The sequence below is a fragment of the Stenotrophomonas sp. 704A1 genome (assembly GCF_030549525.1).
Taxonomy (GTDB): domain Bacteria; phylum Pseudomonadota; class Gammaproteobacteria; order Xanthomonadales; family Xanthomonadaceae; genus Stenotrophomonas; species Stenotrophomonas tuberculopleuritidis.
The window spans coordinates 1,019,115-1,042,787 of sequence record NZ_CP130831.1 but is presented as its reverse complement, the minus strand read 5'-3'; the positions used below and the strand labels follow the sequence as shown (position 1 = coordinate 1,042,787).

At 66.2% G+C, this 23,673-nt stretch carries 13 protein-coding genes, 1 other RNA gene and 2 pseudogenes; 7 read left to right on the top strand and 9 right to left on the bottom strand.

Annotated elements, in window-relative coordinates; all coding sequences use genetic code 11:
* Positions 1-155: 155 nt before the first annotated feature.
* Both Q5Z10_RS04730 and Q5Z10_RS04725 read right to left on the bottom strand, forming a co-directional pair.
* Positions 156-11,069 (bottom strand): autotransporter-associated beta strand repeat-containing protein, encoded by a 10,914-nt coding sequence (locus Q5Z10_RS04730; protein ID WP_303638117.1) that lies wholly within the window; start codon positions 11,067-11,069, stop codon positions 156-158.
* Between the two features lie 368 nt (positions 11,070-11,437).
* On the bottom strand, positions 11,438-11,755 hold the full coding sequence (locus Q5Z10_RS04725; RefSeq protein WP_303638116.1) for a DMT family transporter: 318 nt from the start codon (positions 11,753-11,755) through the stop codon (positions 11,438-11,440).
* A 300-nt stretch (positions 11,756-12,055) separates the two neighbouring features.
* On the opposite strand from Q5Z10_RS04725, the gene ffs reads away from it, so the two are divergent.
* Positions 12,056-12,152: signal recognition particle sRNA small type (ffs, locus tag Q5Z10_RS04720), an RNA gene on the top strand.
* 219 nt (positions 12,153-12,371) lie between these two features.
* Here ffs and Q5Z10_RS04715 read toward each other — a convergent pair.
* Positions 12,372-13,139, bottom strand: a complete 768-nt coding sequence (locus Q5Z10_RS04715; RefSeq protein WP_303638115.1) for an MBL fold metallo-hydrolase — start codon at positions 13,137-13,139, stop codon at positions 12,372-12,374.
* Positions 13,139-13,888 carry a 3-deoxy-D-manno-octulosonic acid kinase gene (locus Q5Z10_RS04710; protein ID WP_303638114.1) on the bottom strand — a complete coding sequence of 250 codons (750 nt, stop codon included), beginning with the start codon at positions 13,886-13,888 and terminating at the stop codon, positions 13,139-13,141. Before Q5Z10_RS04710 ends, Q5Z10_RS04715 begins: the two co-directional genes overlap by 1 nt.
* A 20-nt stretch (positions 13,889-13,908) precedes the next feature.
* On the opposite strand from Q5Z10_RS04710, the gene Q5Z10_RS04705 reads away from it, so the two are divergent.
* Positions 13,909-14,955 carry a glycosyltransferase family 9 protein gene (locus tag Q5Z10_RS04705; RefSeq protein ID WP_303638113.1) on the top strand — a complete coding sequence of 349 codons (1,047 nt, stop codon included), beginning with the start codon at positions 13,909-13,911 and terminating at the stop codon, positions 14,953-14,955.
* A gap of 54 nt (positions 14,956-15,009) precedes the next feature.
* Here Q5Z10_RS04705 and Q5Z10_RS04700 read toward each other — a convergent pair whose 3' ends face one another.
* Positions 15,010-15,414: a DUF6165 family protein gene (locus tag Q5Z10_RS04700; RefSeq protein WP_303638112.1), complete on the bottom strand. Its 405-nt coding sequence runs from the start codon at positions 15,412-15,414 to the stop codon at positions 15,010-15,012.
* A gap of 418 nt (positions 15,415-15,832) precedes the next feature.
* On the opposite strand from Q5Z10_RS04700, the gene Q5Z10_RS04695 reads away from it, so the two are divergent.
* Positions 15,833-17,086, top strand: coding sequence for a tyrosine-type recombinase/integrase (locus tag Q5Z10_RS04695; protein ID WP_303638111.1), 1,254 nt, complete (start codon positions 15,833-15,835; stop codon positions 17,084-17,086).
* A 36-nt stretch (positions 17,087-17,122) separates the two neighbouring features.
* Here the strand turns inward: Q5Z10_RS04695 and Q5Z10_RS04690 are convergent.
* From Q5Z10_RS04690 to Q5Z10_RS04680, 3 genes and pseudogenes are all read right to left on the bottom strand, one after another.
* Positions 17,123-17,394 (bottom strand): annotated as a pseudogene (locus Q5Z10_RS04690) (integrase core domain-containing protein); the annotation flags it as partial.
* Positions 17,395-17,997: 603 nt separating this feature from the next.
* On the bottom strand, positions 17,998-18,354 hold the full coding sequence (locus tag Q5Z10_RS04685) for a hypothetical protein (protein ID WP_081113784.1): 357 nt from the start codon (positions 18,352-18,354) through the stop codon (positions 17,998-18,000).
* Positions 18,351-18,968, bottom strand: a complete 618-nt coding sequence (locus tag Q5Z10_RS04680) for a cation efflux transmembrane domain-containing protein (protein ID WP_062607640.1) — start codon at positions 18,966-18,968, stop codon at positions 18,351-18,353. The genes Q5Z10_RS04685 and Q5Z10_RS04680 overlap by 4 nt, the downstream gene beginning before the upstream one ends.
* A 103-nt stretch (positions 18,969-19,071) precedes the next feature.
* Between Q5Z10_RS04680 and Q5Z10_RS04675 the strand changes: the two genes are divergently transcribed.
* From Q5Z10_RS04675 to Q5Z10_RS04660, 4 genes and pseudogenes are all read left to right on the top strand, one after another.
* Positions 19,072-19,485, top strand: coding sequence for a MerR family transcriptional regulator (locus Q5Z10_RS04675; protein ID WP_099475787.1), 414 nt, complete (start codon positions 19,072-19,074; stop codon positions 19,483-19,485).
* Positions 19,482-20,156 (top strand): annotated as a pseudogene (locus Q5Z10_RS04670) (site-specific integrase); the annotation flags it as partial. The gene Q5Z10_RS04675 and the pseudogene Q5Z10_RS04670, both read left to right, overlap by 4 nt.
* A gap of 12 nt (positions 20,157-20,168) precedes the next feature.
* Complete coding sequence (locus Q5Z10_RS04665) at positions 20,169-21,236, top strand: NAD(P)-binding domain-containing protein (protein WP_338399961.1); 1,068 nt, start codon at positions 20,169-20,171, stop codon at positions 21,234-21,236.
* 86 nt (positions 21,237-21,322) lie between these two features.
* Positions 21,323-22,390 (top strand): 2,3-butanediol dehydrogenase, encoded by a 1,068-nt coding sequence (locus Q5Z10_RS04660; protein WP_099497895.1) that lies wholly within the window; start codon positions 21,323-21,325, stop codon positions 22,388-22,390.
* Between the two features lie 48 nt (positions 22,391-22,438).
* Here Q5Z10_RS04660 and Q5Z10_RS04655 read toward each other — a convergent pair.
* Positions 22,439-23,595 (bottom strand): IS3 family transposase gene (locus Q5Z10_RS04655; protein ID WP_303638110.1). Its coding sequence is split into 2 segments (ribosomal slippage): positions 22,439-23,355 and positions 23,355-23,595, totalling 1,158 coding nucleotides; the frame shifts between segments, so codons are not numbered across the junction.
* Positions 23,596-23,673 lie beyond the last annotated feature (78 nt).

The window sequence follows — 23,673 nt, the reverse complement described above, 5'->3', positions numbered from 1 at the left end:
GTCGATCCCGCTCGCTGCAAGCATAGCCCAACTGCGGCCAGCCCCTTCAGCACGTCAGCGCCGGTATCGACGCTGTGCACAGGGGGCGGGAGCTGCACTCCTCCCGCCCCGCTGTCACCCACGTACCACCTGGATCCACCGCTGGTCCGCTCCCCTCAGAAACCCACGCGCAGGTTCAACTGCCCGCCGACATCACGACGGCCGTCGCCATGCTGGCCCTGGACGAACAACGAGAGCTGGCTGTTGCGCCCCAGTCCCACCGCCACCCCCAGCTGGCTGACCAGCGCATTGCGCGCCATCACCGCGCTGTACACATCGAAGGCCGCCCCTCCCACCGCGAAGCTCTGGCGACTGGCCACATCGGTATCACCCGAAGCGTGCTGCCAGCCGAGCCCGACCGTCAGCTGCGCCGGGTAGCGTTCACCGCTGCCGACATCCCAGCGCCCGCGCACGCCCACGGTGCTGACATTGAGCGTGTCCTTGCCGCCCTCCAGCACCAGCGCAGCACTCCCGCCCTGCTCCACTGCACGGTCGCTGTCGACCCAGTGCTTGGTGAACTGCACGTACGGCTGCAGCTGGGTCCCGCCGTGGGTCCAGGTCCAGCTACCCTCCACCTGGGCGATGGTCACGTCCGAATCCTGGCGGCTGTACAGGGTCTGGCCCAGCAGCGGCACCTCACGCGTGGTACGCGTGCGGTAGTCACCACGCGATACGCTGCCGCCGACCGCGAAGCCATTGTTCCACTGCCCCTGCGCATACAGACCGAAGGTGTTGCCACGCAGCCGGGCGCGCGAGCTTCGCTCGTACAGCCGCGTGTCCAGCCGCTCGTTGCCGGCGGCCGCACCCAGCACCCCGTGTTCGCCGAGCTGCCAGTCGACACCGGCCATGAGCGCATTGCGATTGGCACGGATCTCATCGCCGTTGCCATCGCCGTCCTGGGTGAAGACCTTGCCACTGCCGGCCAGCCACGCCGACGCGCGCTCGCCGCGCACCGTCGGCAGCTCGCTGCCCAGGCGCTGACGGATGCCCTCTTCCAGGTAGTTGTCGTACAGCAGCACCGCGCGACCGGCTGCATGGACTTCGCCGGACAGCTGATCGAAGGCGCTGCGCGCGGTACCGGCGTCGTACATCAGCAACGTGTTGTACAGGCCCAGCGCCGCACCGGTCTGCGGCAGGCTGTCCAGTGCGGCAGCCGTGTTGAACTGGTTGCGGGTATCGGCAGCGGTCACGAACGCTGCGGTCTGTGCAACGTCGATCTGCAGGTTGGCCGTGTTGGCGCTGTAGACCGGCGTGATGGTGAGGAACGCCGACGGCGAGGTGGCCGAGCCGAACTGGCCGCTCACGCCACCGCCGGCGTTGACGATGGTGTACTGCTGGCCCTGCTGGTAGCTGGTACTGGGCGAGATGGTGTTCACCACCACGTTGCTGCCGCCCACGCTGGCACTGCCGCCCACCTGCACCGTGTCGCTGCCAACGGCGCCCAGATCGATGCCCAGCGTGCTGCCCGGCGACAGCGTCAGGTTGCCACCCACGTTGATCGTGCCGGTACCGTTGCCGGCACTGCCCCCGTTGCCCGCACCCGCGCCCGGCGACAGCACGCCGCCGGTGGAGACGGTGACACCACCGCCGGTACCACCGATGGTGCCGGTGCCGGACAGCGTGGTACCGCTGCCGATGGTCCACTGCCCGCCGATGGTGCCGGTGACATTCAGGCCACCGCCGGTGACCTGGCCGGTGCCGTTGAAGCCCCCACTGTTGCCGCCCAGGTTCAGCCCGCCCGGGCCGGCCTGCACGATGTTGCCGCCGCCACTGATGCTGCCGCCCAGCGTGGTGGTACCGCCGGTGTTGATGACCAGGCCACCATTGTTGGTGATGTTGCCGGTGATCGCGCCGCTGGCGCCGCCGTTGCCGACCTGCACGGTGCCACCCGCGTTGATGGTGGTGCCACCGGTATAGGTGTTGTTGCCGGTGAGCGTGACGGTGCCGGTACCGGCCTGGATCAGGCCACCGCTGCCGCTGATGGTGCCACCGACCGTGGTGTTGCCGCCCACGTTGAACACCAGGCTGCCGTTGTTGCTGACGTTGCCGGCGATCGATCCGCTCGCACCGCCGTTGCCGACCTGCAGCGTGCCGCCGGTGTTGATGGTGGTACCGCCGGTGTAGGTGTTGTTGCCAGCCAGGACCAGCGTGCCGCTGCCGGCCTGGGTCAGGCCGCCGCTGCCACTGATGCCGCCGCCGACGGTGGTGTTGCCGCCCACGTTGAACACCAGGCTGCCGTTGTTGGTCACGCTGCCGCCGATCGCACCGGTCGCGCCGCCATTGCCGACCTGCAGGGTACCGCCGGTGTTGATGGTGGTCGGGCCGGTGTAGGTGTTGTTGCCGGTCACGGTCAGTGTGCCGCTGCCAGCCTGGGTCAGGCCGCCGCTGCCGCTGATGGTGCCGCCCAGCGTCGTGTTGCCGGCCACGTTGGACACCAGCGAACCGTTGTTGGTGATGTCACCGACGATCGAACCGGTCGCGCCGCCATTGCCCAGCTGCAGCGTGCCACCGGCATTGATGGTGGTGCCGCCGGTGTAGGTGTTGGTGCCGGTCAGCAGCAGCGTACCGCTACCGGCCTGGGTCAGCCCGCCACTGCCGCTGATGGTGCCGCCCAGCGCGGTGTCGCCGGCCACGTTGGAAATCAACGCACCATTGTTGGTGATGTCACCGGTGATCGCACCGGTCGCCCCGCCGTTGCCCACCTGCAGCGTGCCACCGCTGTTGATGGTGGTGCCGCCGGTGTAGCTGTTGTTGCCGACCAGGGTCAGCACACCGCTGCCCGCCTGGGTCAGGCCACCGCTGCCACTGATCGCGCCACCGACGCTGGTGTTGCCCGCCACGTCGAAGACCAGGCTGCCGTTGTTGGCGACGTTGCCGGTGATCGCACCGGTCGCCCCGCCATTGCCGACCTGCAGCGTGCCACCGGCGTTGATGGTGGTGCCGCCGGTATAGGTGTTGTTGCCGGTCAGGGTCAGCGTGCCGCTGCCGGCCTGGGTCAGGCCACCGCTGCCGCTGATGGTGCCCCCCAGTGTGGTGTTGCCGGCGACGTTCGATACCAGCGCGCCGTTGTTGCTGATGTCGCCCACGATCGCGCCGGTCGCACCGCCGTTGCCGATCTGCAGCGTGCCGCCGGCATTGATGGTGGTGCCACCGGTGTAGGTGTTGTCGCCGGTCAGCACCAGCGTGCCGCTGCCGGCCTGGGTCAGGCCACCGCTGCCGCTGACCACCCCGCCCACGGTTGCCGTGGTGCCGAGGTTGTAGACCAGGCTGCCGTTGTTGGTGATGTCGCCCAGCACCGAGCCGGTGCTGCCGCCGCTGCCGATCTGCAGCGTGCTGCCACCGTTGATGATGGTGCCGCCGGTATAGACATTGTCACCGCTCAGGACCAGCGTGCCGGTGCCGCTCTGCACCAGGCCGCCGGTGCCACTCAGCACGCCCGCGAAGACGGTGCTGCCATTGTTGCCGCCGGTGGTCAGGGTGGCGCCGCCCAGCACCACGCTGGAGCCGGTGACCCCGGCCAGGCCACCGATGCTCTGGTTGCCACCGGCACTGATGTCCAGCGTACCGGGGCCAGCCAGGTTCACGGTGCTGGCAGCGGACAGGCTGCCGCCTGCACCTACCGCCAACGTGCCGCTGTTGATGGTGGTGGTGCCGCTGTAGCTGCTGGCGCCCCCCAGGGTGACGGTAGCGCTGCCGTTCTTCAGCAGGCCACCGGCGCCACCGATCGCGCCATCGAGGGTCAGCGCGTTGCTGCCTGCCAGGGTCAGCGTGCCGCTGGCCAGCTGCACATCGTTGGCCACGGTCAATGCGGTGGTGCCATCCAGCGTTGCATCACCGCCCACGGTCAGCAGGCCGCTGCCCAGTGCCGCGTCGTTGCCCAGGGTCAGGCCACCGGCGTTGAGCACCACGCCGCCACTCATGGAATTGGCACCCATCAGGGTCTGCACGCCCGCGCCATTTTTCACCAGTCCGCCGGTGCCGGTGATCTCGCCAGCAAAAGACGCATTGCCCACACCGTTGATGGTCAGCGTGCTGCTCCCCAGTTCCACCGTACTGCCCGCCACACCGGCCAGCGACCCAATGGTCTGCGCACCGCCTGCGGAAATGTCGAACGCAGTACCGGCATTGGCCAGTGTCACCGCCCCGATCGATGAGAGGCTGCCGCCGGCACCGATCGCCAACGTGCCGGCATTGATGAGCGTGCCGCCGGTGAAGGTGTTGGCCCCGGTCAGGGTCTGGGTGCCGGTGCCTTCCTTGATCAGCCCACCGGTGCCGGCGACCGAACCGCTGAAGGTGCCGTCGCTGGGACCGCCGATGGTCAGGGTATTGCCGCCCAGGTTCACCGTGCCGTTGCCGATCAGGGTGCCGAACTGCTGCGTGCCGCTGCCCGCCGACAGATCGAAGGTGGCTCCGGTTGCAAGGTTGACGATGCCTGCGGCGCTCAGGCTGGCGCCGGCGCCCAGGGCCAGCGTGCCGGCATTGATGAAGGTGCCGCCGGTGTAGCTGTTGTTGCCGTTGAGGGTCAGCGTGGCCAGCCCTTCCTTGGTGAGTGAACCGGTGCCGCTGAGGTCGCCGTTGAGGGTGAGATCGTTGCTGCCCAGCACGGTCATGCCGGCATTGAGCGTGAAGTTGTTGCCCAGCGTGATCGCGCTGTTGGAGTCGAGCGTGGCATTGCCGCCCACGGTCACCGTGCCGGAACCGAGCGCGGTGTTGTTGCCCACCACCAGGCCGCCGGCGTTGAGGGTCACGCCGCCACTGAAGGCGTTGGCACCGGTCAGCGTCTGCACGCCGGCGCCGTTCTTGATCAGTCCGCCACTGCCGTTGATCACGCCGCTGTAGGTACTGTCGGCGGTGCCCCCCAGGGTCAGCGAATTGCCGCCGAGCGCCACGTTGCTGCCAGCCACGCCGGCCAGTGAACCGATGCTCTGGTTGCCACCGCCGGAGATGTCCAGCGTACCGGCACCGGCCAGGTTCACCGCACCGCTCGCCGCCAGGCTGCCGCCCGCGCCGATCGCGAGCGTGCCGTTGTTGATGGTGGTGCCGCCGACATAGGTATTGGCACCGGTCAGGGTCACGCTGGCTGCACCGTCCTTGACCAGTCCGCCGCCCCCGGAAAGGGTGCCACCCAGGGTCAGCGCGTTGCCACCGAGCAGGGTCAGGTTGGCGCCCGCGGCCAACCCGATGTTGTTGGCCAGGGTGACCGCAGTCGATGCATCCAGCGTGGCGTTGCTGCCGACATTCAGTGCGCCGCTGCCGAGCGCGGCGTTGTTGCCGACCACCAGTTCGCCACCATTGAGCGCAACGCCGCCGCTGAACAGATTGGCACCGCCCAGGGTCAGGCTGCCGACGCCATTCTTGACCAGCCCGCCCGTACCGGAAATCGCGCCGTCGAAAACGCTGTTGCCGACACCGCCGAGTATCAACGACTGTGCGCCCAGGCTGACCGCGGAGCCGGCCACCCCGGACAGTGAGCCGATCGTCTGGTCGGTGCCGGCGGCCGAGATGTCGAAGCCGGTACCTGGCGCGGTCAGGCTCACCGCGCCGTTCGGTGCCAGGCTGCCGCCGGCGCCGATCGCCAGCGTGCCGGCAGTGATGAAGGTGCCGCCGCTGTAGGTGTTGGCGCCGGTGAGCGTTTCGATGCCGGCGCCGACCTTGGTCAGGCTGCCGGTCCCGGCGATGGAACCGCTGAAGACGCCATTGGACGCGCCGCCGACCTGGATTCCGTTGCTGCCCAGGTTGACCGTGCCGCCGCCGGTCAGCGTGCCCAGCGTCTGCGTGCCGTTGCCGGCCGACAGATCCAGGGTGGCGCCGCTGGCCAGGTTGACCACGCCGCTCGCGGACAGGCTGGCGTTGGCCCCCAGCGCCAGCGTGCCGGCGTTGATGTTGGTGCCGCCGGTGTAGGTGTTGTTGCCGTTCAGCGTCAGCGTTGCACTGCCCTGCTTGGTCAGGCTGCCGACTCCGGAGATCGCACCATTGAGCGTCAGTGCCTGGGTGCCCAGCACGGTCAGGCCGGCATTGAGCACGACGGCATTGGTCAATGTCGCCAGCCCGGTGGTATCCAGCGTCGCCGCGCCGCCCACGGTCAGCGCACCGCTGCCCAGCGCCGCGTCATTGCCCAGCAGCAGGCCACCGGCATTGAGCACCACACCGCCACCGAAGGTATTGGCACCGGACAGTGTCTGCACCCCCGCACCGACCTTGACCAGACCGCCGCCACCGCCGATCACGCCGTCGAAGGCGGCATTATCTGCGCTGCCGAAGGTCAAGGAGTTGCCGCCCAGCGCGATGCTGGTGCCGGCGACGCCGTTCAACGCGCCGATGATCTGGTTGCCACCACTCCCGGAAATGTCGAACCCGGCACCGGCGGTGCCCAGCGTGACATCACCCGCCGCCGCGAGGCTGCCACCCAGGCCGAGCGCCAGCGTGCCGGCGTTGATGGTGGTACCGCCGCCATAGGTATTGGCACCGGACAACGTCAGTGTCGAGGCACCATTCTTGATCAGGCTGCCAGTGCCGCTCACCCCACCCGACAGCGTGAGTGCGTTGCTGCCCGGAACGGTCAGCGCCACGCCCGCGCCGAGGCTGATCGCATTGCCTACGGTGACTGCAGCGCCGGCATCCAGCGATGCGCTGGTGGTCACCGCAAGTGTGCCGGTGCCCAGTGCACCGTTCGCGCCGACCAGCAGGTTGCCCCCGTTGAGCGTCAGGCCGCCGCCAAAGGTGTTGGTGTTGTTGAGGGCCAGCAGGCCGGTACCGTTCTTGACCAGCGCGCCGGCGCCGGACACCACGCCGCCCAGCGTCACATCCTGGCTGCCGCCGAGGGTCAGCTCGGTACCGGCACCGAAGTTCACCGCGTTGGCCAGGTTCAGTGCCACCGTGCTGTCCAGGCTGACGTTGCCGCCGACAGCGAGCGCCCCCGTGCCCAGCGCACCGGCGTTGCCCAGCAGCAGGCCGCCCCCGTTGAGTGCGAGACCACCGCCGAAGGTATTGGCCCCGGACAACGTCTGGATGCCGGCGCCGGTCTTGATCAGGCCACCGCTGCCATCGATCACGCCGGCGAAGCTGCCGTTGGCCGCGCCACCGAAGGTGAGCGACTGCGCGCCGAGCGCCACGCGGCTGTCGGCAACGCCGTTCAACGCCCCGATGCTCTGGTTGGCCCCCGCCGCGGAGATGTCCAGCGTGGCACCGGCGCCGGCGAGATCGACCGCGCCGGTCGCCGCCAGGCTGCCGCCGGCACCGAGTGCCAGCGTCCCGGCAGTGACCGTGGTGCCGCCGAGGAACGTGTTGGCACCGGACAGGGTCAGCGTTGCCGCACCATTCTTCAGCAGACCGCCACCACCGCTCACCGCGCCGGTCAGCGTCAGCGCGTTGCTGCCCGGCAGGGTCAGCGTGTTGCCCGCGCCGAGGATCACTGCGTTGCCGAGCACGGCCGCGGCCCCGGCATCCAGTGACACGTTGCCACCGACGTTCAACGCGCCGGTGCCCAGCGCACCGTTGGCGCCGACCGACAGTCCGCCGGCATTCAACGCGACGCCACCGCTGAAGCCATTGCTGTTGTTCAACGACAGTATCCCGGTGCCGCTCTTGACCAGACCGCCGGCCCCCGAGACCACGCCACCCAGCGCAATATTCTGGTTGCTGGTCAGGCTCAGCTCCGCACCGGCGCCCAGGTTGACCGCGTTGCCCAGGTTCAACGCCACCGAACTGTCGAGGGTCGAGCTGGCGCCGACGTTGAGCGCCCCGCTGCCCAGCGCACCGGCATTGCCCAGCAGCAACCCGCCGCCGTTGAGCGCGACCCCGCCGCCAAAGGTGTTGGCGCCGTTGAGGGTCAACGTGGCGGCGCCATTCTTGACCAGTCCACCGCCGCCGGAAACCACCCCGCCGAGTGTGATCGCCTGCGAGCCCGGCAGCGTCAGCAGCGCACCGCCTGCCAGTGCCACCGCGTTGGTCAGGTCCAGGGCGGCGCTGCCATCAAGCGAGGCGTTGCCGCCGACGTTCAATGTGCCGGCGCCGAGTGCACCGCTGTTGCCCAGCAGCAGGCCGCCGGCATTCAGATTCAGGCCACCGCCGAAGCCGTTGCTGCCGTTCAGGGTCAGCAGCGAGGCGCCATTCTTGGTCAGGCTGCCAGTGCCGGTGATGTTGCCGCCGAGAGTGAGATTCTGGCTGCCCGGCAAGGTCAGTGCGCCGCTCAGAGCGATGGCATTGCCGAGATTCAGCGCTGTGCTGCCGTCCAGCGAGCCGTTGCCGCTGACCGTCAGGCCACCGCTTCCGAGCGCACTGTTGTTGCCCAGCAGCAGGCCGCCAGCGGCCAGGTTCACTCCCCCGCTGAAGGTGTTGACGCCGGTCAGCGTCTGCACGCCGGTGCCCTGCTTGATCAGGCCACCGGTACCGCCGATCACACCGCCGAAGGTCTGGTTGGTTGCGCTGCCGAAGGCCAGCGTGCTGCCGCCCAGCGTCACGCTGCTGCCGGCCACGCCAGACAGCGCACCGATGGTCTGGTTGCCGCCGAGCGAGATGTCCAGCTCGGTGCCTGCATTGACCAGATTCACTGCACCGGTGGCGGCGAGGCTGCCACCACTGGCCAGTGCGACCTTGCCTGCGTTGATCGCCAGCCCTCCGGTGAACGCGTTGGCCCCACCCAGCGTGAGCGTCGCAGCGCCGTTCTTGACCAGGCTGCCGTTGCCGCCGATGGCGCCCGCCAGCGTCAGCGCATTGCTGCCCTGCACGTTGAGCGCACCGCCGACACCCAGGTTGATCGCATTGCCCACACTCAGCGCCGTGCTGGTATCCAGCGATGCCGCACCACCGACATTCAGCGCACCGGTGCCCAGCGCACCGGCATTGCCCAGCACCACGCCACCGGCAGTGAGCGAAAGTCCTCCAGCAAACGTATTGGCGTTGTTGAGGGTCAACGTGGCCGGGCCACTCTTGACCAGGTTGCCGGTACCGCCAATCACGCCGTTGAAGGTCAGCGCCTGGTTGCCGGACAGGGTGAGGATGCTGCCCGCGCCCAGATTGACCGCGTTGGTCAGCGCGAGCGCTCCGCTGGCGCCATCGAGCGACACGTTGCCACCGACACTGAGCGTGCCGCTGCCCAGCGCCGCGGCATTGCCCAGCAGCAGGCCGCCGCCATTGAGCGCAACACCGCCACTGAAGGTATTGGCACCGGACAGGGTCTGGATGCCGGTACCGACCTTGGTGAGGGCGCCACCGGCACCGCTGATGACACCGGAGAACGTGGTAGCGGTGTTCAGGCCACCCAGCGTGAGGTTGCGCGCTCCCAGGTTGAGCGAACCGGAACCGGCCAGCGAGCCGATGGTCTGGTTGGCGGCCGCCGACAGATCAAGGTTGGTGCCCGCAGCCAGCGAAACCGCGCCAGTCGGCGACAGGCTGCCGCCCGCGCCCAGTGCCAGCGCGCCGCCGGTGATGGAGAACGCGCCAGTGAGCGAATTGGCACCGTTCAGGGTCAACGTGCCCGGCCCGCCCTTGATCAGATTGCCGGCGCCGGAGATCGAGCCGTTCAGCGCCAGTCCGTTGTTGCCCAGCAGATTGAGCGTGCCACCGGCATTGACGATGAAGTTGTTGCCCAGGCTGAAGGCGGCGGTGGTATCCAGCGACGCCGTACCACCGACGGTCAGGTTGCCGCTGCCGAGCGCGCCGGCATTGCCCAGCAGCAGGCCGCCTGCATTGAGGTTGACCCCGCCGGAGAACAGGTTCGCTCCGCCGAGGGTGACGATGCCGGTGTTGTTGACGGTAAGCCTGCCGGTGCCTGAAAGCACGCCGCCCAGACCGAAGGCATTGGTCCCTGCCAACGAGAGGTTTCCGCCCAGGCTGAAGGGGTTGCTCAGGTTCAGACCGGCGCTGGAGGAGGCGATGGCACCGCCGTTGGCGGTGAGCGTCCCTGTGCCGAAGGACGCGGCATTGTTGAAATTGACCAGCCCGTCATTGATCGTCGTGGACCCGGTGCCAGCCCAGGCGCCCTGCAGGTTCCAGGTACCGCTGTTGACGGTGAGCCGCTGGAAGTTGATGTACTGGTTCCAGCCGACCGAGGTCACCGCGCCGCCGGTGCCGGACCCGGGGCCGGCGGCTTGGTTCTGCAGCACCAGGCTGTTGTTGGAGGTCGAACCGCCATCGACGATGCCGGCCGCGGCCAGATTCACCGTGAGCCCGGCGATCTGCCCGGCCACGCCGATGCCGGCCGTGTTGACACTGGAACCGGACACCGCAGTGAAGGTGTTGCCGGCGGTCGAGTTGCCCAGGTGCACGCTGCCATTGACGGCGCCTGCGTTGATGAAGGTGTTGCCGTTGGTGGCCGATGCCGATCCCTGGAATCCGATGCGACCGGTCATGCTGCCGGTGTTGGTCAGGTTGGTCTGCGCGCCCCCATAACTGACGATCGACGCCGCGTCGGCCGTGGTCAGCAGACCGGCGCCGAGGATCGACATGTCCACGCTGCCGGCGTTGGTGATGTTGCTGGTCCCGCCCGCAGCGTTCTGCAGCACCAGCGCCTGTCCGCCAAAGCCCAGGATCGAGCCGATGTTGACCAGGCCCTTGATCGTGCCGCCGGTCCGGTTGTTGACGTTGATGGTGTTGCCGCCGGCCGTGTTGTTGCCCAGGACCATGCCGGAGGCGGCAAGACTCAATCCGCCGTTGATGGTCGGATCAATCGTCCCCTGATTGTCCACGCTTATGCCGTTGCCGGTGAGCGTGACCGTATTGCCGCCGACGATCGGCGGCACGCTCAGCACCGCGCCGGACTGGATGTTCAACGTCACCCCGTTCACAGCGCTGGAGAAGGTGTTGGTGTTGGATCCGGTCGCGCAGGTGATGATCGTTCCTGCCGTCGTGCACGCCGCGAAGGCCGGACCGCTGGCCAGCGTGGCGGCCAGTGCCAGCGCCAGCTGATGCGATCTCGGCCGCGCTGCCCGCGCCGGCGTCACCGCACTTCCACCGGGATTCTGGGCGACCTCCGAAGCAACCTGCATTACCCCGAGGGCGCGATTGAAAACCAGACGGTAAATGCGGTTCATCGGTAAATCTCCATGAAAAGACCGGATGGCACTGCAGGCAGGTTTTTTTGAAGACGACGTCGCCCCGCCCTGTCCCGTGACGGAACCCAAGGCCTCGACATCAACTTCCGGAAATCGTCACACCTTCACGCGACCGCACTTGGCAGAACGGCACGGCAACGTGCCCGTCATCGCAAAATCTCCCCGGTTTTGCATGACGGATGGCCGCACTGTGCGGCGGTGGCTGCCAGCGCCATGTGAATCAGCGCCATTATTTTCATGACGAGCGTCAAATAAAACGCGTGAAGAAACGTCCTTGCCGAAAATGCATATTCTCCGCACACGGCAAAAGCGGGCGGACATTCTCGTGCACCGCCCGCAGTAAATACTCAGCTGCTGGAGAGTTTCATCAGCACCAGCCCGGAAACAATCAGCACCGCCGCACCGATCCGCAGCGCGCTGACCTGCTCGCCCAGGAACACGATGCCAACCACGAAGGCACCCACCGCGCCGATGCCGGTCCAGATCGTATAGGCGGTCCCCAGCGGCAGGCTGCGCATGGCCACGGCCAGCAGCCAGAAACTGGCGATCATGCCGGCGAGGGTGATGAGGGTGGGGGTAAGCCGGGTAAAGCCTTCCGACTGCTTCATGGCCACGGCCCAGACGATTTCCAGCAGGCCGGCGAACAACAGATAGATCCAGGCCATGACGGCCCTCCTCTTGGTAGGGCCAGGCCGTCCTGGTCATTGAATCCCGATACGGGGGAGGTCGTTCCTCCTGGCCGGCATTCTAGCAACGGCGCACGTACATGGCCGATGCGGCGGCAGCCGGGTTACAGCGGATTCAGCGCATGAAGCTGGCGTCAGCGCCCCTGCGTGCGCTAGAATGCGCGCCTGCCATCGGCCAGACCGATGCGCAGTCCGGCTGTGGTCTCCGGCGCGCAACGCGCCGCTTCCCCTGATCCGCGAACCGGCCGCCTTCGGGTGGCCAACGTCTCTATGGTGGCCCCGTCGGCCCCTCGCGACGCTAGGTCGAAAACTCCGCCAGGGCCGGAAGGCAGCAACGGTATCGATCGACGCGGGCGCCGAGGTCAGTTGGCGGGGCCACCGCCTTTTCCGGCAATGGACGCGCGACGCGCGCTGGCTGCGCGCAGCGGGCCGCTGTGCTCCGGCCGGGATGCCCGAGGCAGGGTAGCGCCGCACCATGCCCGGCGAAACGCCCCGAGCAGGGATGCCATCCGCGCGCCCACGGCGTCTGCCGGCACGTTCCAGGCGTTCCGGTTCCATGCGGCCAGCGCTGCTCCGGCAGGCTGGCCACTGCCCGTCACGGCGGATCCTGGGCCAGCACGTTCGGCGCCGTCGGCACGGCCAGCGGCACGCACTGGCCGGGCTGCGCCACACGGTGCCCACGCGCCGCCAGCGCCTGGCCATCGGCCACACTGGCGTAGTGGTACAGCATCATCCGCGCCTGCAGCGCGGCGCTGTACTCGCGCTCCAGATCGTCAACCCCGGTATGCGATGGATTGCCATGCAGGCCGCAGTCGTGTGCGATCAACTCGTTGTCCGCGGCGAAGCGGGCCAGCATTTCCGGAATCGGACGGGTATCGCCGCTCCAGGTCAGCGCGCCCTGCAGGCGCAGCCCGTAGGCCGTCTCCGGCCAGTGGTGGCGCACCGGGAATACTTCCAGGCGCACGCCCTCGTGCCAGAACGCATCGCCGACCACGATCAGCTGGAACGCGTCCCAGAAATTGGCGCCGCCCTCGGCCAGCACATTGGGGTAATCGCCAATGCGCCGGTGCAGCAGCGGCACCACCGTGGCCGGCACGTACAGCCGGACCTTGCCGCGCCGCTGCGCGCTGAAATAGGTATCCACGAACAGGCGTTCGAAGCCGGCGACGTGGTCCAGGTGCACGTGGGTGACGAACAGCGCCTGCGGCAGGTGTCCGTAGTGCGCCTTGAACGCGGTCAGGCCTTCACCGCCGCAGTCGATGGTCAACCATGGCCGGCCCTCGCGCTCGATCACCGCCATCGGCGACCCCAGCTCGACCGCCGACGCATTGCCGACCCCGAGGAAACGCAACGACCAGTCCATCAGGTTCCCCGGTTCCAGGCCATGTCGTAGGCGCGGCGCAGGCGCGCGTAATCCTTTTCCACGTCTTCCACGCTGCGCTCGCCGCGCAGCTTGATCAGCGAGCGCAGCAGCCGCTTGAGGTTGCGCTCGCGCCAGGCGGTGGCCGGGATGCGGATCACCCCGCGGTCGAAATCGATCAACCAGCCATGGCCATTGCCATCGAACAGGATGTTGTGCGCGTTGAGATCGGCATGGTCCAGCCCGGCACGGTGGAACCGGGCAATCAGGCGCCCGGTCTCTTCCCACGGCGCGCCACGACCGGCCACCAGCGCACGGTCGGCCAGCGAACGCACGCCCTCGATCCGCTCCATCAGGATCGCGGCCCGGTAGCGCAGGCCTTCACGCATGTAGAAGGCGGCAATCGGCCGCGGCACCGGCAGTTTCTTCTCCCGCAGCGCGCGCATCAGCCGGAATTCGGCAAAGCTGCGGGTACGGTCGGAGCCCCGCCAGATGTACTGGTCGTGGCTGATCCGGGCCGCCAGGCCGCCGCGCAGGTAGTGCCGCAGCACGCTGGGCCCGAACGGCGCGTCGACGAACCAGGCGCTGCCGCGGCCACCCTCCCCCACCGGCCGGGCCTTGCTGGCCCAGTGCTGGGGTGAGAACAGGCCGATGTCGGCTTGCCGCAGCCGCTCGCGGTCGAACAGAATGGCCCCGATGCCGCGACCCTCGCGGCATGGCGTCAGCGCTTCATTGGCGTCGAATGCGACCATTTCTTTGAGTCTAACAACACATGGCATCAGCGTCCTCCTCCTTGTGTCTTCTGCGGCTGTCCGCGCTTGGCGATGTGACCCATGTGGTGCCGCTGGTGCGCACCTTGCAGGCCGCGCGCCCGGACACGCCGATCCACTGGATCATCGACAAGGTCGGGCAGAAGCTGCTTGATGGCCTGCCGGGCGTCACCTTCCACGCCTACGACAAGAAGACCGGGATGGCCGGAGTGAAAGCGCTGCGCCGGCAACTGCCGCCCGGGCGCTTCGCGGCGCTGCTGCAGATGCAGGTGGCGTTCCGTGCCAACGTGCTGTCGGCCTTCATTCCCGCCGAGCGCCGCATCGGCTACGACCGCAGCCGCTCGAAGGATCTGCACGGCCTCTTCATCAACGAGCGCATCGCCGATCGCCCGGGCATCCACGTGCTCGATGCCATCGGCAGCTTCTGCGAACCGCTGGGCCTGCGCCAGACCGAGGTCAGTTGGGACCTCGCCGTGCCGCCGTCGGCCTACGACTGGGCCGCTGCCCAGTGGCAGGACGATGGACGCCCGGTGCTGATGATCTCGCCCTGCTCCAGCCACGTGCGCCGCAACTGGTACGCCGACCGCTATGCCGCAGTCGCCAACCATGCCGTCGCCCGCGGCTGGCGGGTGGTGCTGTGCGGAGGCCGCAGCGAACTGGAACGCAGCATGGCCGACGCCATCCAGGCCCAGCTGGATGTGCCGGCCCTGGACCTGGTCGGCAAGGACACCCTCAAGCAGCTTCCCGCGCTGCTCGCCCGCGCCAACCTGGTGATGACCCCGGACTCGGGCCCGATGCACATCGCCAACGCGATGGGAACCAAGGTGCTCGGCCTGCATGCCGCCAGCAACCCCCACCGCAGCGGCCCGTATTCGGACCGGCGCTACTGTGCCGACCGCTACGACGACGCCGCACGCAAGTACCTTGGCAAGCAGGCCGCCGACCTCAAGTGGGGCACCAAGATCGAATTCGACGACGTGATGGAACTGATCACCGTCGAGGACGGCATTGCCGCCTTCGAACGCTACGTGGCCGATCATCTGGGGTAAGTGCGCAGCGGGTGCCGCCGGGTTGCCTTGGATGGCTGGCCTGGAGCCCGGGGATTACGCGCGCTGCGTGTAGTCCTGGTAGGACTTCTCTTCCACGTAGGCCGAACCCAGCGCCAGGTTGATCGCCTTCTTGATCCGCGCGCGTTCGTCGTTGCGCAGGTACACGCTGCGCGCGAGGTCGACGAATGACTGGTCGAAGGCCTGCGCCTTCTCCTTCAGACGGATGTCGTCCTCGATCTCCCACAACTGCTCGTTGACCGCCTTCAGTTCGGCACGCAGCTTGGCGATGTCCTTCACCGCCGCCGGATGCGCCATCCAGGTATGTTCCAGCGCAGACAGTTCCTTGCGCACATTGGCCAGCTTGCCCTCATCGCTGATGCGCTCGGACTTGATCTGCAGGATCGAGATCTTGTCCAACAGCTCGCCGAAGGAAACGGGAACAAGGATTTCAGCGGTCATCGGAAAGCTCCAGCAGGTGATGCACACATGGTAACCCGCAGCGCAGATGGCATTCCCGCGTGACAACGACCCGATAAGCATCTGGTGGCACAAGCCCCTCTGTTGAGGGGCTGCCCCGACAGGGGCGGGGAGAGGCGGGCAAAGGGAGGGGGCCCATGCGTTGCGCAGCAACCCATGGGGCGAAGCGCGCACAGCGCGCATCGCATCCCGCGCCAGATAAAAAGAAAACGGGCCGCCGTAAGGCAGCCCGTTTTCTTTTTATCTGGCGGAGAGGGGGACTGCCATAGATTCGTCCAAGGAAATCCAGTGGCATTTCAAAAAAAATATGTTTGCCATTTAATTTCAATGACTTACAAGTGACATCATCCAGCACCGTCCAGCAACGCCCATCACCACCCAACGCGAAATGGCATACCAGATGGCATACTGGATGGCATACCAGATGGCATACCAGGCACGCATGGCACTGCTAACCGACATCAAAGCTCGAAGCATCACTCCCGGAAGCGCAGCACTGCCACACGGCGGAGTTACCGGCCTGAGTCTGCTTCCTTCACGCACCCAGAAGGGCCAAGGCAAGTGGGTCTTGCGCTACGTAAGCCCTGTCACTGGCAAGCGGCGCAACGCCGGCCTAGGCAGCTACCCGCACGTGGGCGTCGCTCTTGCCGGCAAGCTGGCTCGCGAGATGCGCGAAGAGATTGCACTGGGGCATGACCCCCTGGCGATCAAGGAGACCCCTGTGGCCGCACCGGTGATGCCATCCTTCCAAGAGGCAGCAAAACAGGTACACGCCGAACTGAAGCCAGGCTGGAAGAATGCCAAGCACGCACAGCAGTGGATCAACACACTTACCGAATACGTTTTCCCCAAGATCGGCTCCCTACCGATGGATCAACTTCAGCCTCGTCATATGGCCGATGTCTTGCGCCCGATCTGGCTGGAAAAAGCAGAGACCGCTTCCAGGGTAAAGCAGCGTTTGCATGCCGTGATGGCCTGGGGCTGGGCACACGGGTTCAACCAAGCCAACCCCGTGGATGTAGTCACACATCTGTTGCCGGTACAACCCAGCAAGACGGTCAGACAAGAGCATCAACCGGCCATGCCTTGGGCCGACATCCCAGCGTTTGTAAAAACCAGACTGGCGGATACAAACGAGCTAGATGTCACCAAACGTGCGCTGCTGTTTTTGATCTTGACCGCTGCGCGCTCTGGCGAAGTCAGGGGAATGACTTGGGATGAGGTCAATTTGCGCAACAAAGTCTGGATCATTCCTGCCGATCGCATGAAAGCCAGCCAGACCCATCGTGTCCCACTCTCTGAGCAAGCCATCACTTTGCTGCAGGTACAGGCAGGGAAGCACGATCATCTGGTCTTCCCATCGATCCAGTCCCGAACAGTCCTCTCGGACATGACCCTAACTGCGCTATTGCGCCGCCTGAAGGCCCACAGCGATAGCGACAAGCGGATAGCCACCGCGCACGGCTTCCGGTCAAGCTTTCGCGACTGGTGCAGCGAGGAAGGCTATGCTCGGGATCTTGCTGAACGCGCGCTGGCCCACACTGTCAAAAACAAGGTCGAAGCTGCCTATCACCGCACTGATCTGCTGGAGCAACGACGCCCCATGATGCAGGCATGGGCTGATTTCATCCTTCCCAGACCTGCTCCGGACTGAACCGCCCCGACTTTCTTGGAGGCCATTTGGTTTGAGTCAGGCCGCTTTGGCCTGACCGGCTTGCTGCCGATAGTAAGCCGCTTCGGCTTCCGCTGGCGGGATGTTCCCGATCGGCCCCAGCAGTCATTGGTGGTTGTACCAGTACACCCAGTCCAGCGTGGAGCCAGCTCCACCTGATCGCGATTGCGCCACGAATGCCGATGGATCACCTCGGCCTTGTACAGCCCATTGGTCGTCTCGGCCAGCGTGCTGCCATAGCTATCGTGCACGCTGCCCGCCGACAGTTCGACCCCGGCCTCGGCTAGTTGTGTAGCGACCCATCGGTTCCTGCTCAGGTCATGCTACTAACAACCAAGCAGTTGGACAGCGCCGCCAAACGAAGTGGTCACAGCAGCCAGCCAGTTGGACTCTTGGCATGGCACCGATGTCCGCTTTCGGCCAGAAGCGGACCTTCGAGAACAGCCGGGGGAGATGAGCACGGCCTTCCCAGCCGCGTTGAATCACAGGCATGTGACCGGTGGCGATGCAACTATTCAGTGCTAGCGGGGAAGCGATTCAGATATCGGCACAAGACGAACGGCACTATTCAGGTAATCCTGGATCGTCGGGCGGTCTCGAAGCAGCGAATCGCTCTTGGTTCTGGGCGTTATGTGATCGAGCACGCCGAGCCACGGTTTCGACCCGGCGGGGGCCGACGAGCCCTTCGAGCTGCGTGCGGCCGATCTCGGTCAGCGCAATCACCGCACCCTCGCCATACAGGCAGTCCCCGTGCGTTTGCCCATCCGGACCACCGTCTCTCCAACAATACGCAGTCGCCACCAATTGACCATTGGCATCGAACCATCGCGATGTACCGTCCGTCGCCGCCTGCCACCTCAATCGATTGGCTAGGCTGGCGCTGCCGGCGGACATCACCCTGCGATCGGGGGCCGAAACGGCGCGACCGGGTGCGCGTGCGGATACGTGCTCGCTTTGGCTTGCATCGCTGGCCGATGCGAGCCGATGTTCGCAACGGTCAGCAGGATCTCAGGGGGCTGTGCGGCCTGGCTGCAGCACAGCGCCAGTTGGTGAAGCCGGTGCAAGGCGGCGCCAATACCACGCTCAGGTGCCGGTGCGGCCGCTCCCGGACCATGGGCGGCAGCGGCCCGATGAGCGTGAACGTGCAGTTCGCTCGCCATACCCAAGACCGGCTGGACCAGCAAGCCCACGGCCAGCTGCGATAGCAGCAGCCAGCGTAGGCACATCCGCAGCGGGCCAAGGGCGGTCATGCAGGGGTCTTGCGTGCGTCGGCACGTGCGCGGCGGGCATCACCCAGGATCTCGACGGCTTCCTTGATCACATACAGCCCGATCAAGGCGCCGATCACGAAATCCGGGTACGGACTGGCCAGCCACCACACCAACAGGCCGGCCAGAATCACCCCGACGTTGGCCACGACATCGGCGCGGGTGAACAACCAAGTCGCCCGCAGGTGTACTTCGCCGGACTTCAGCGGCGCCAGCATGCGCAGCACGGTCATATTGACCACAAGCGATAGCAGCGCCGTGCCGATCATCCAGCCACTCACCGGCTCGGCGCCGTACATCACTCGACGGCCGACCTCCACCAGCACACCCACGCCCAGCACCATCAGTACGCTACCGCTGACCCAGGCTGCGTTCGCCTTGAAGCGGGCCGTGCGCCCGATGGCGACCAGGCCAATGGCATAGGCGGTGGCGTCGGAGAGCATGTCCAGGGCGTCCGCCAACAGGCCGGTGGAGTGGGCGATCCAGCCCGCAATGCCGCCGATCACGGCCATGGCCGCGTTCAAGGCCAGGGCAATCCAGAGCACGCGGCGCTCCTGCGCGTTCTTGGCCTCGTGATGGCAGCCGCAGTCACTCATCGGATCATTCTCCAGTCGCAGGGAAGCCGCGCCGGGCGGGGCTGGCATGGCACAGGCTGTGAGGGTAAAGTCTGTAGCTACTACGGAGTCAAGCGTACTACGAATGAAAATCAGTGAGGCTGCCGATGCCAGCGGATGCCACCTGGAGACGATCCGCTACTACGAGCGGATCGGACTTCTGCCGCGCCCGGGGCGCTCGGGCAATGGCTACCGGGTCTATGGCCCGGCGGACATTGAACGGTTGCGCTTCATTGCGCGCGGTCGGGACCTGGGTTTCAGCTTGGAAGAGGTCCGCAGCTTGCTGCAGTTGGCCGGGGATGAGGCCCTTTCATGCGCAGATGTGGATCGGCTGGCCCGCAGCCACTTGGCCGACGTGCGTGCGCGGATGGCCGACCTGCAGCGCATGGCCGGCGAGCTGGAACGAGTGATTGCCGGTTGCCACGGAGGGCAGCGTGCTGAATGCACCATCCTGTCGACCTTGCGCCAGCCGGTTTCTGTGGAGGCCGCGCACCAGTGACCGAAGTGGACCGCTACCTCGATGCGGCCACGCGCCAGAACACGGTGCGCAGCTATGCGTCGGCGCTGCGGCACTTTGAAGTCGAATGGCAAGGCCACCTCCCAGCCACACCTGACAGCATCGCCCGGTACCTGGCCGCCTATGCGCAGACCCTGGCCACCAGCACCCTGCGTCATCGGCTGGCCGCCATTGCCTCTTGGCACCGCGACCACGGATTTGTCGATCCCACGCGGTCGCCGCTGGTGCGCAAGGTGTTCAAAGGCATCCAGACCCTGCACCCAGGCCAAGTCAAGCAAGCCGCGCCGCTCCAGATCCGCCGGCTGGTCGAGCTCGATGACTGGTTGGCTGCAGCGATCGCCGCGGCACATGCCCGGGATGACGGTGCGGCGGCGCTTCGCTACCAGCGGGACCGAGCGCTGGTGCTGCTCGGATTCTGGCGTGGCTTCCGTGGCGATGAACTGCTGCGTCTGGAAGTGGCCCATCTCACCTTGGTGCCGGGACAGGGGATGACCTGCTTCCTGCCGCGCAGCAAGGGCGATCGGCAGGCGGCCGGCGTCACCTATAAGGTGCCGGCGCTGTCGCGGTTGTGTCCGGTGGAGGCGACCCAAGCGTGGCTGCAGGCGGCTGACTTGCAAGAAGGGCCGGTGTTCGCACCCAAGGACAAGATCGGCGACTGGCTGGAGATGTACACCAAGGTCATGGAAGTCAATTACTGGTCTTCCACCAACTGCGTGAAGGCCCGCTACGACGCGGCCCGCAAGGAATGGGAAGTGACGGTGGAGCGCGACGGCGAGACGCTGGTCATCCGGCCGAAGCACCTGGTGTTCGCGACCGGCATGTCCGGCAAGGCCAACGTGCCGAAGATCGAGGGCCAGGACGTCTTCAAGGGCGTGCAGCAGCATTCGTCGCAGCACCCGGGGCCGGATGCCTACCGCGGCAAGAAGGTGGTGGTGATCGGCGCCAACAACTCCGCGCACGACATCTGCGCCGCGCTGTGGGAACACGGCGCCGACGTGACGATGGTGCAGCGCTCCTCCACCCACATCGTGCGCTCGGATTCGCTGATGGACATCGGCCTGGGCGCCCTGTATTCCGATCGCGCCGTCGCCAACGGCGTGACGACGAAGAAGGCCGACCTGATCTTCGCCTCGCTGCCCTACCGCATCATGGCGGACTTCCAGATCCCGCTGTACGACCGCATCCGCGAGCGCGATGCCGAGTTCTACCGCAAGCTCGAGGAAGCCGGCTTCATGCTCGACTTCGGCGACGACGGCTCGGGCCTGTTCATGAAGTATCTGCGCCGCGCTTCGGGCTACTACATTGATGTCGGCGCCTGCGATCTGGTCATCGACGGCAGCATCAAGCTGCAGTCGGGCAAGGACATCAGCCACCTGACCGAGAACGCCGTGGTGCTGGACGACGGCACCGAATTGCCCGCCGACCTCGTCGTCTATGCCACCGGCTATGGCTCGATGAACGGATGGGTCGCCGATCTGGTCAGCCAGGAAGTGGCCGACAAGGTCGGCAAGGTCTGGGGGCTGGGTTCGGACACGACCAAGGACCCCGGCCCCTGGGAAGGCGAACAGCGCAACATGTGGAAGCCCACGCAGCAGGAAAACATGTGGTTCCACGGCGGCAACCTGCACCAGTCGCGCCACTACTCGCTATACTTGGCGCTGCAGTTGAAAGCGCGCCAGGAAGATCTGCCGGTGCAGGTCTATGGCCTGCAGGAAGTGCATCACCTGCGCTGAGCGGGAGGCTTCCGGAGCGACTCCCCGGCAAGGGGCGAGGCGCTCCGGCAACGACCACAGGAATTCACGAGCACGGAGTCTGACCGATGAAAGCAGCACGTTTTTACGACCGCGGCGACATCCGCATCGAAGACATCCCCGAACCCGTCGTGGCGCCGGGCACCGTAGGCATCGAAGTGGCCTGGTGCGGCATCTGCGGCACCGACCTGCACGAGTTCATGGAAGGGCCGATCTTCATTCCGCCCTGCGGCCATCCGCACCCGATTTCCGGGGAGTCCGCCCCCGTCACCATGGGCCATGAGTTTTCCGGCGTGGTGTATGCCGTCGGCGAAGGCGTGGACGACATCGAAGTCGGCCAGCACGTGGTGGTCGAGCCCTACATCGTGGCCGACGACGTGCCCACGGGGCCGGGCGAGAACTACCACTTGTCGAAAAACATGAACTTCATCGGCCTGGGCGGCCGCGGCGGCGGCCTGTCGGAGAAGATCGCGGTCAAGCGCCGCTGGGTGCACCCGATTTCCAGCGACATCCCACTGGACCATGCCGCCTTGATCGAACCCTTGTCGGTCGGCCACCACGCCTATACCCGCAGCGGCGCCAAGGCCGGCGACGTGGCCCTCGTCGGCGGCGCCGGCCCGATCGGCCTGCTGCTGTCGGCGATCCTGAAAGCCAAGGGCCTGACCGTCATCATCACCGAGCTGAGCGCCAAGCGGAAAGAGAAAGCCCGCGAATCCGGCGTTGCCGATCACATCCTGGACCCGTCCGAAGTGGATGTGGTGGCGGAAACGATGAAGCTCACCGGCGACAAGGGCGTGGACGTGTCCTTCGAATGCACCAGCGTGAACAAGGTGCTGGACGCCCTGGTGGCCGCGACCAAGCCCACCGGCGTGGTGGTGATCGTGTCGATCTGGAGCCATCCGGCCACCATCAACGTGCACAGCGTGGTGATGAAGGAGCTGGACGTGCGCGGCACCATCGCCTACTGCAACGACCATCGGGAAACCATCAAGCTGGTGGAACAGGGGAAGATCGACCTGGAGCCTTTCATCACCCAGCGCATCCAGCTGGACGACCTGGTTTCACAAGGCTTCGACACCCTGATCCACAACAATGAGTCGGCGGTGAAGATCATCGTTCAGCCGCGATTGAAGTAAGCCGGCCTTTGCTCCCATCCTCCTTTCACCCAATGCTCTCAACGGGTTCTACCCCGAAATCACGGACTGTTTGGAAAGGGCTGAAAACTTCTGATCCTGTTTGACCCGGCGCCGTCGCATCCTGGGGTTGTGGCGGCGCTCGATGTATTCGGACACATCGGACCTGGCGGCATCGAGTGTTGGATACGTTGTGCGATATATCCGCTCGCGTTTGAGCAGGCCAAAGAAGCCTCCGCAGGCGGCGTTGTCACCACAATGCCCCACAGCACTCATCGAGCAAAGCAGGCCATTGGCGGCCAGGTAGCCCTGGTAATCGCCGCTACGAAATTGACTGCCGCGGTCGGAGTGCAGGATCAGCGGATGCCGCTCCTGCCGTTGCCAAACCGCCATCTGCACCGCTCTGATAACCATCTGCCGGTCCTGCCGATGATGCATGGGCCAGCCCACAATGCGCTGATCAAACAGGTCCAGCACGACGCATAGATACAGCTTGGCCTGCTGGGTCTTGATCTCGGTGATGTCGGTCACCCACTTGGTTTCCGGCTCCAAGACGCTGAAATCACGCTCCAACAGGTTACGCACGCCCGGCGGCGTCAGTGCCGGTTGAGCGCGCTGGCCACGCCGTTTCGGGCGTGGCCAGCCCTGCAGGCCCGCTGCCGCCATCAATCGGGCAACCCGATTTCGACTGGCTAACAACCCTTCCTCGACCAGATCCTCCTGCATGCGGCCGGCCCCCAGCGTGCCCCGGCTGTCCTGGTGCAGCGCATGGATACGGCTCAGCAAGCGCTCGTTGTCGCATTGACGAGGGCTGGGCAGTCGTTTGCTCCAGTCGTAGTAGCCACTGGTCGATACCCGCAGGCAGCGGCACATCAGGCGAATCGGAAACTCATCGCGGCAACGTTCGATCACCTGATACCTCAGGATGATGCCTTGGCAAAGAACGTCGCCGCTTCTCGCAAAAAATCCCGCTCCTTGGTGATCCGGGCCAACTCGCGCTTGAGCCGGGCAACTTCCTCGTCACGCGGGCTACCGGTGCCAACAAAGGCGGCTTTTCCCACCGCCTGTGCCTCCCGCTTCCAGCGGGTCAGCAGGCTGTCACGGATGCCCAACTCACGGGCTACCTGGGCGCAGCTGACACCGGGCCGACTGGCTTGCTCCACCGCGCCACGCTTGAACTCGGCACTGAACTTGCGACGCTTTGACATGAACACTCCTCATGGCCTCGATCGGCCTTCTTGTAAGTGTCCGTGAAAACGGGGGTGAACCCGGGTAAGTCGATGATA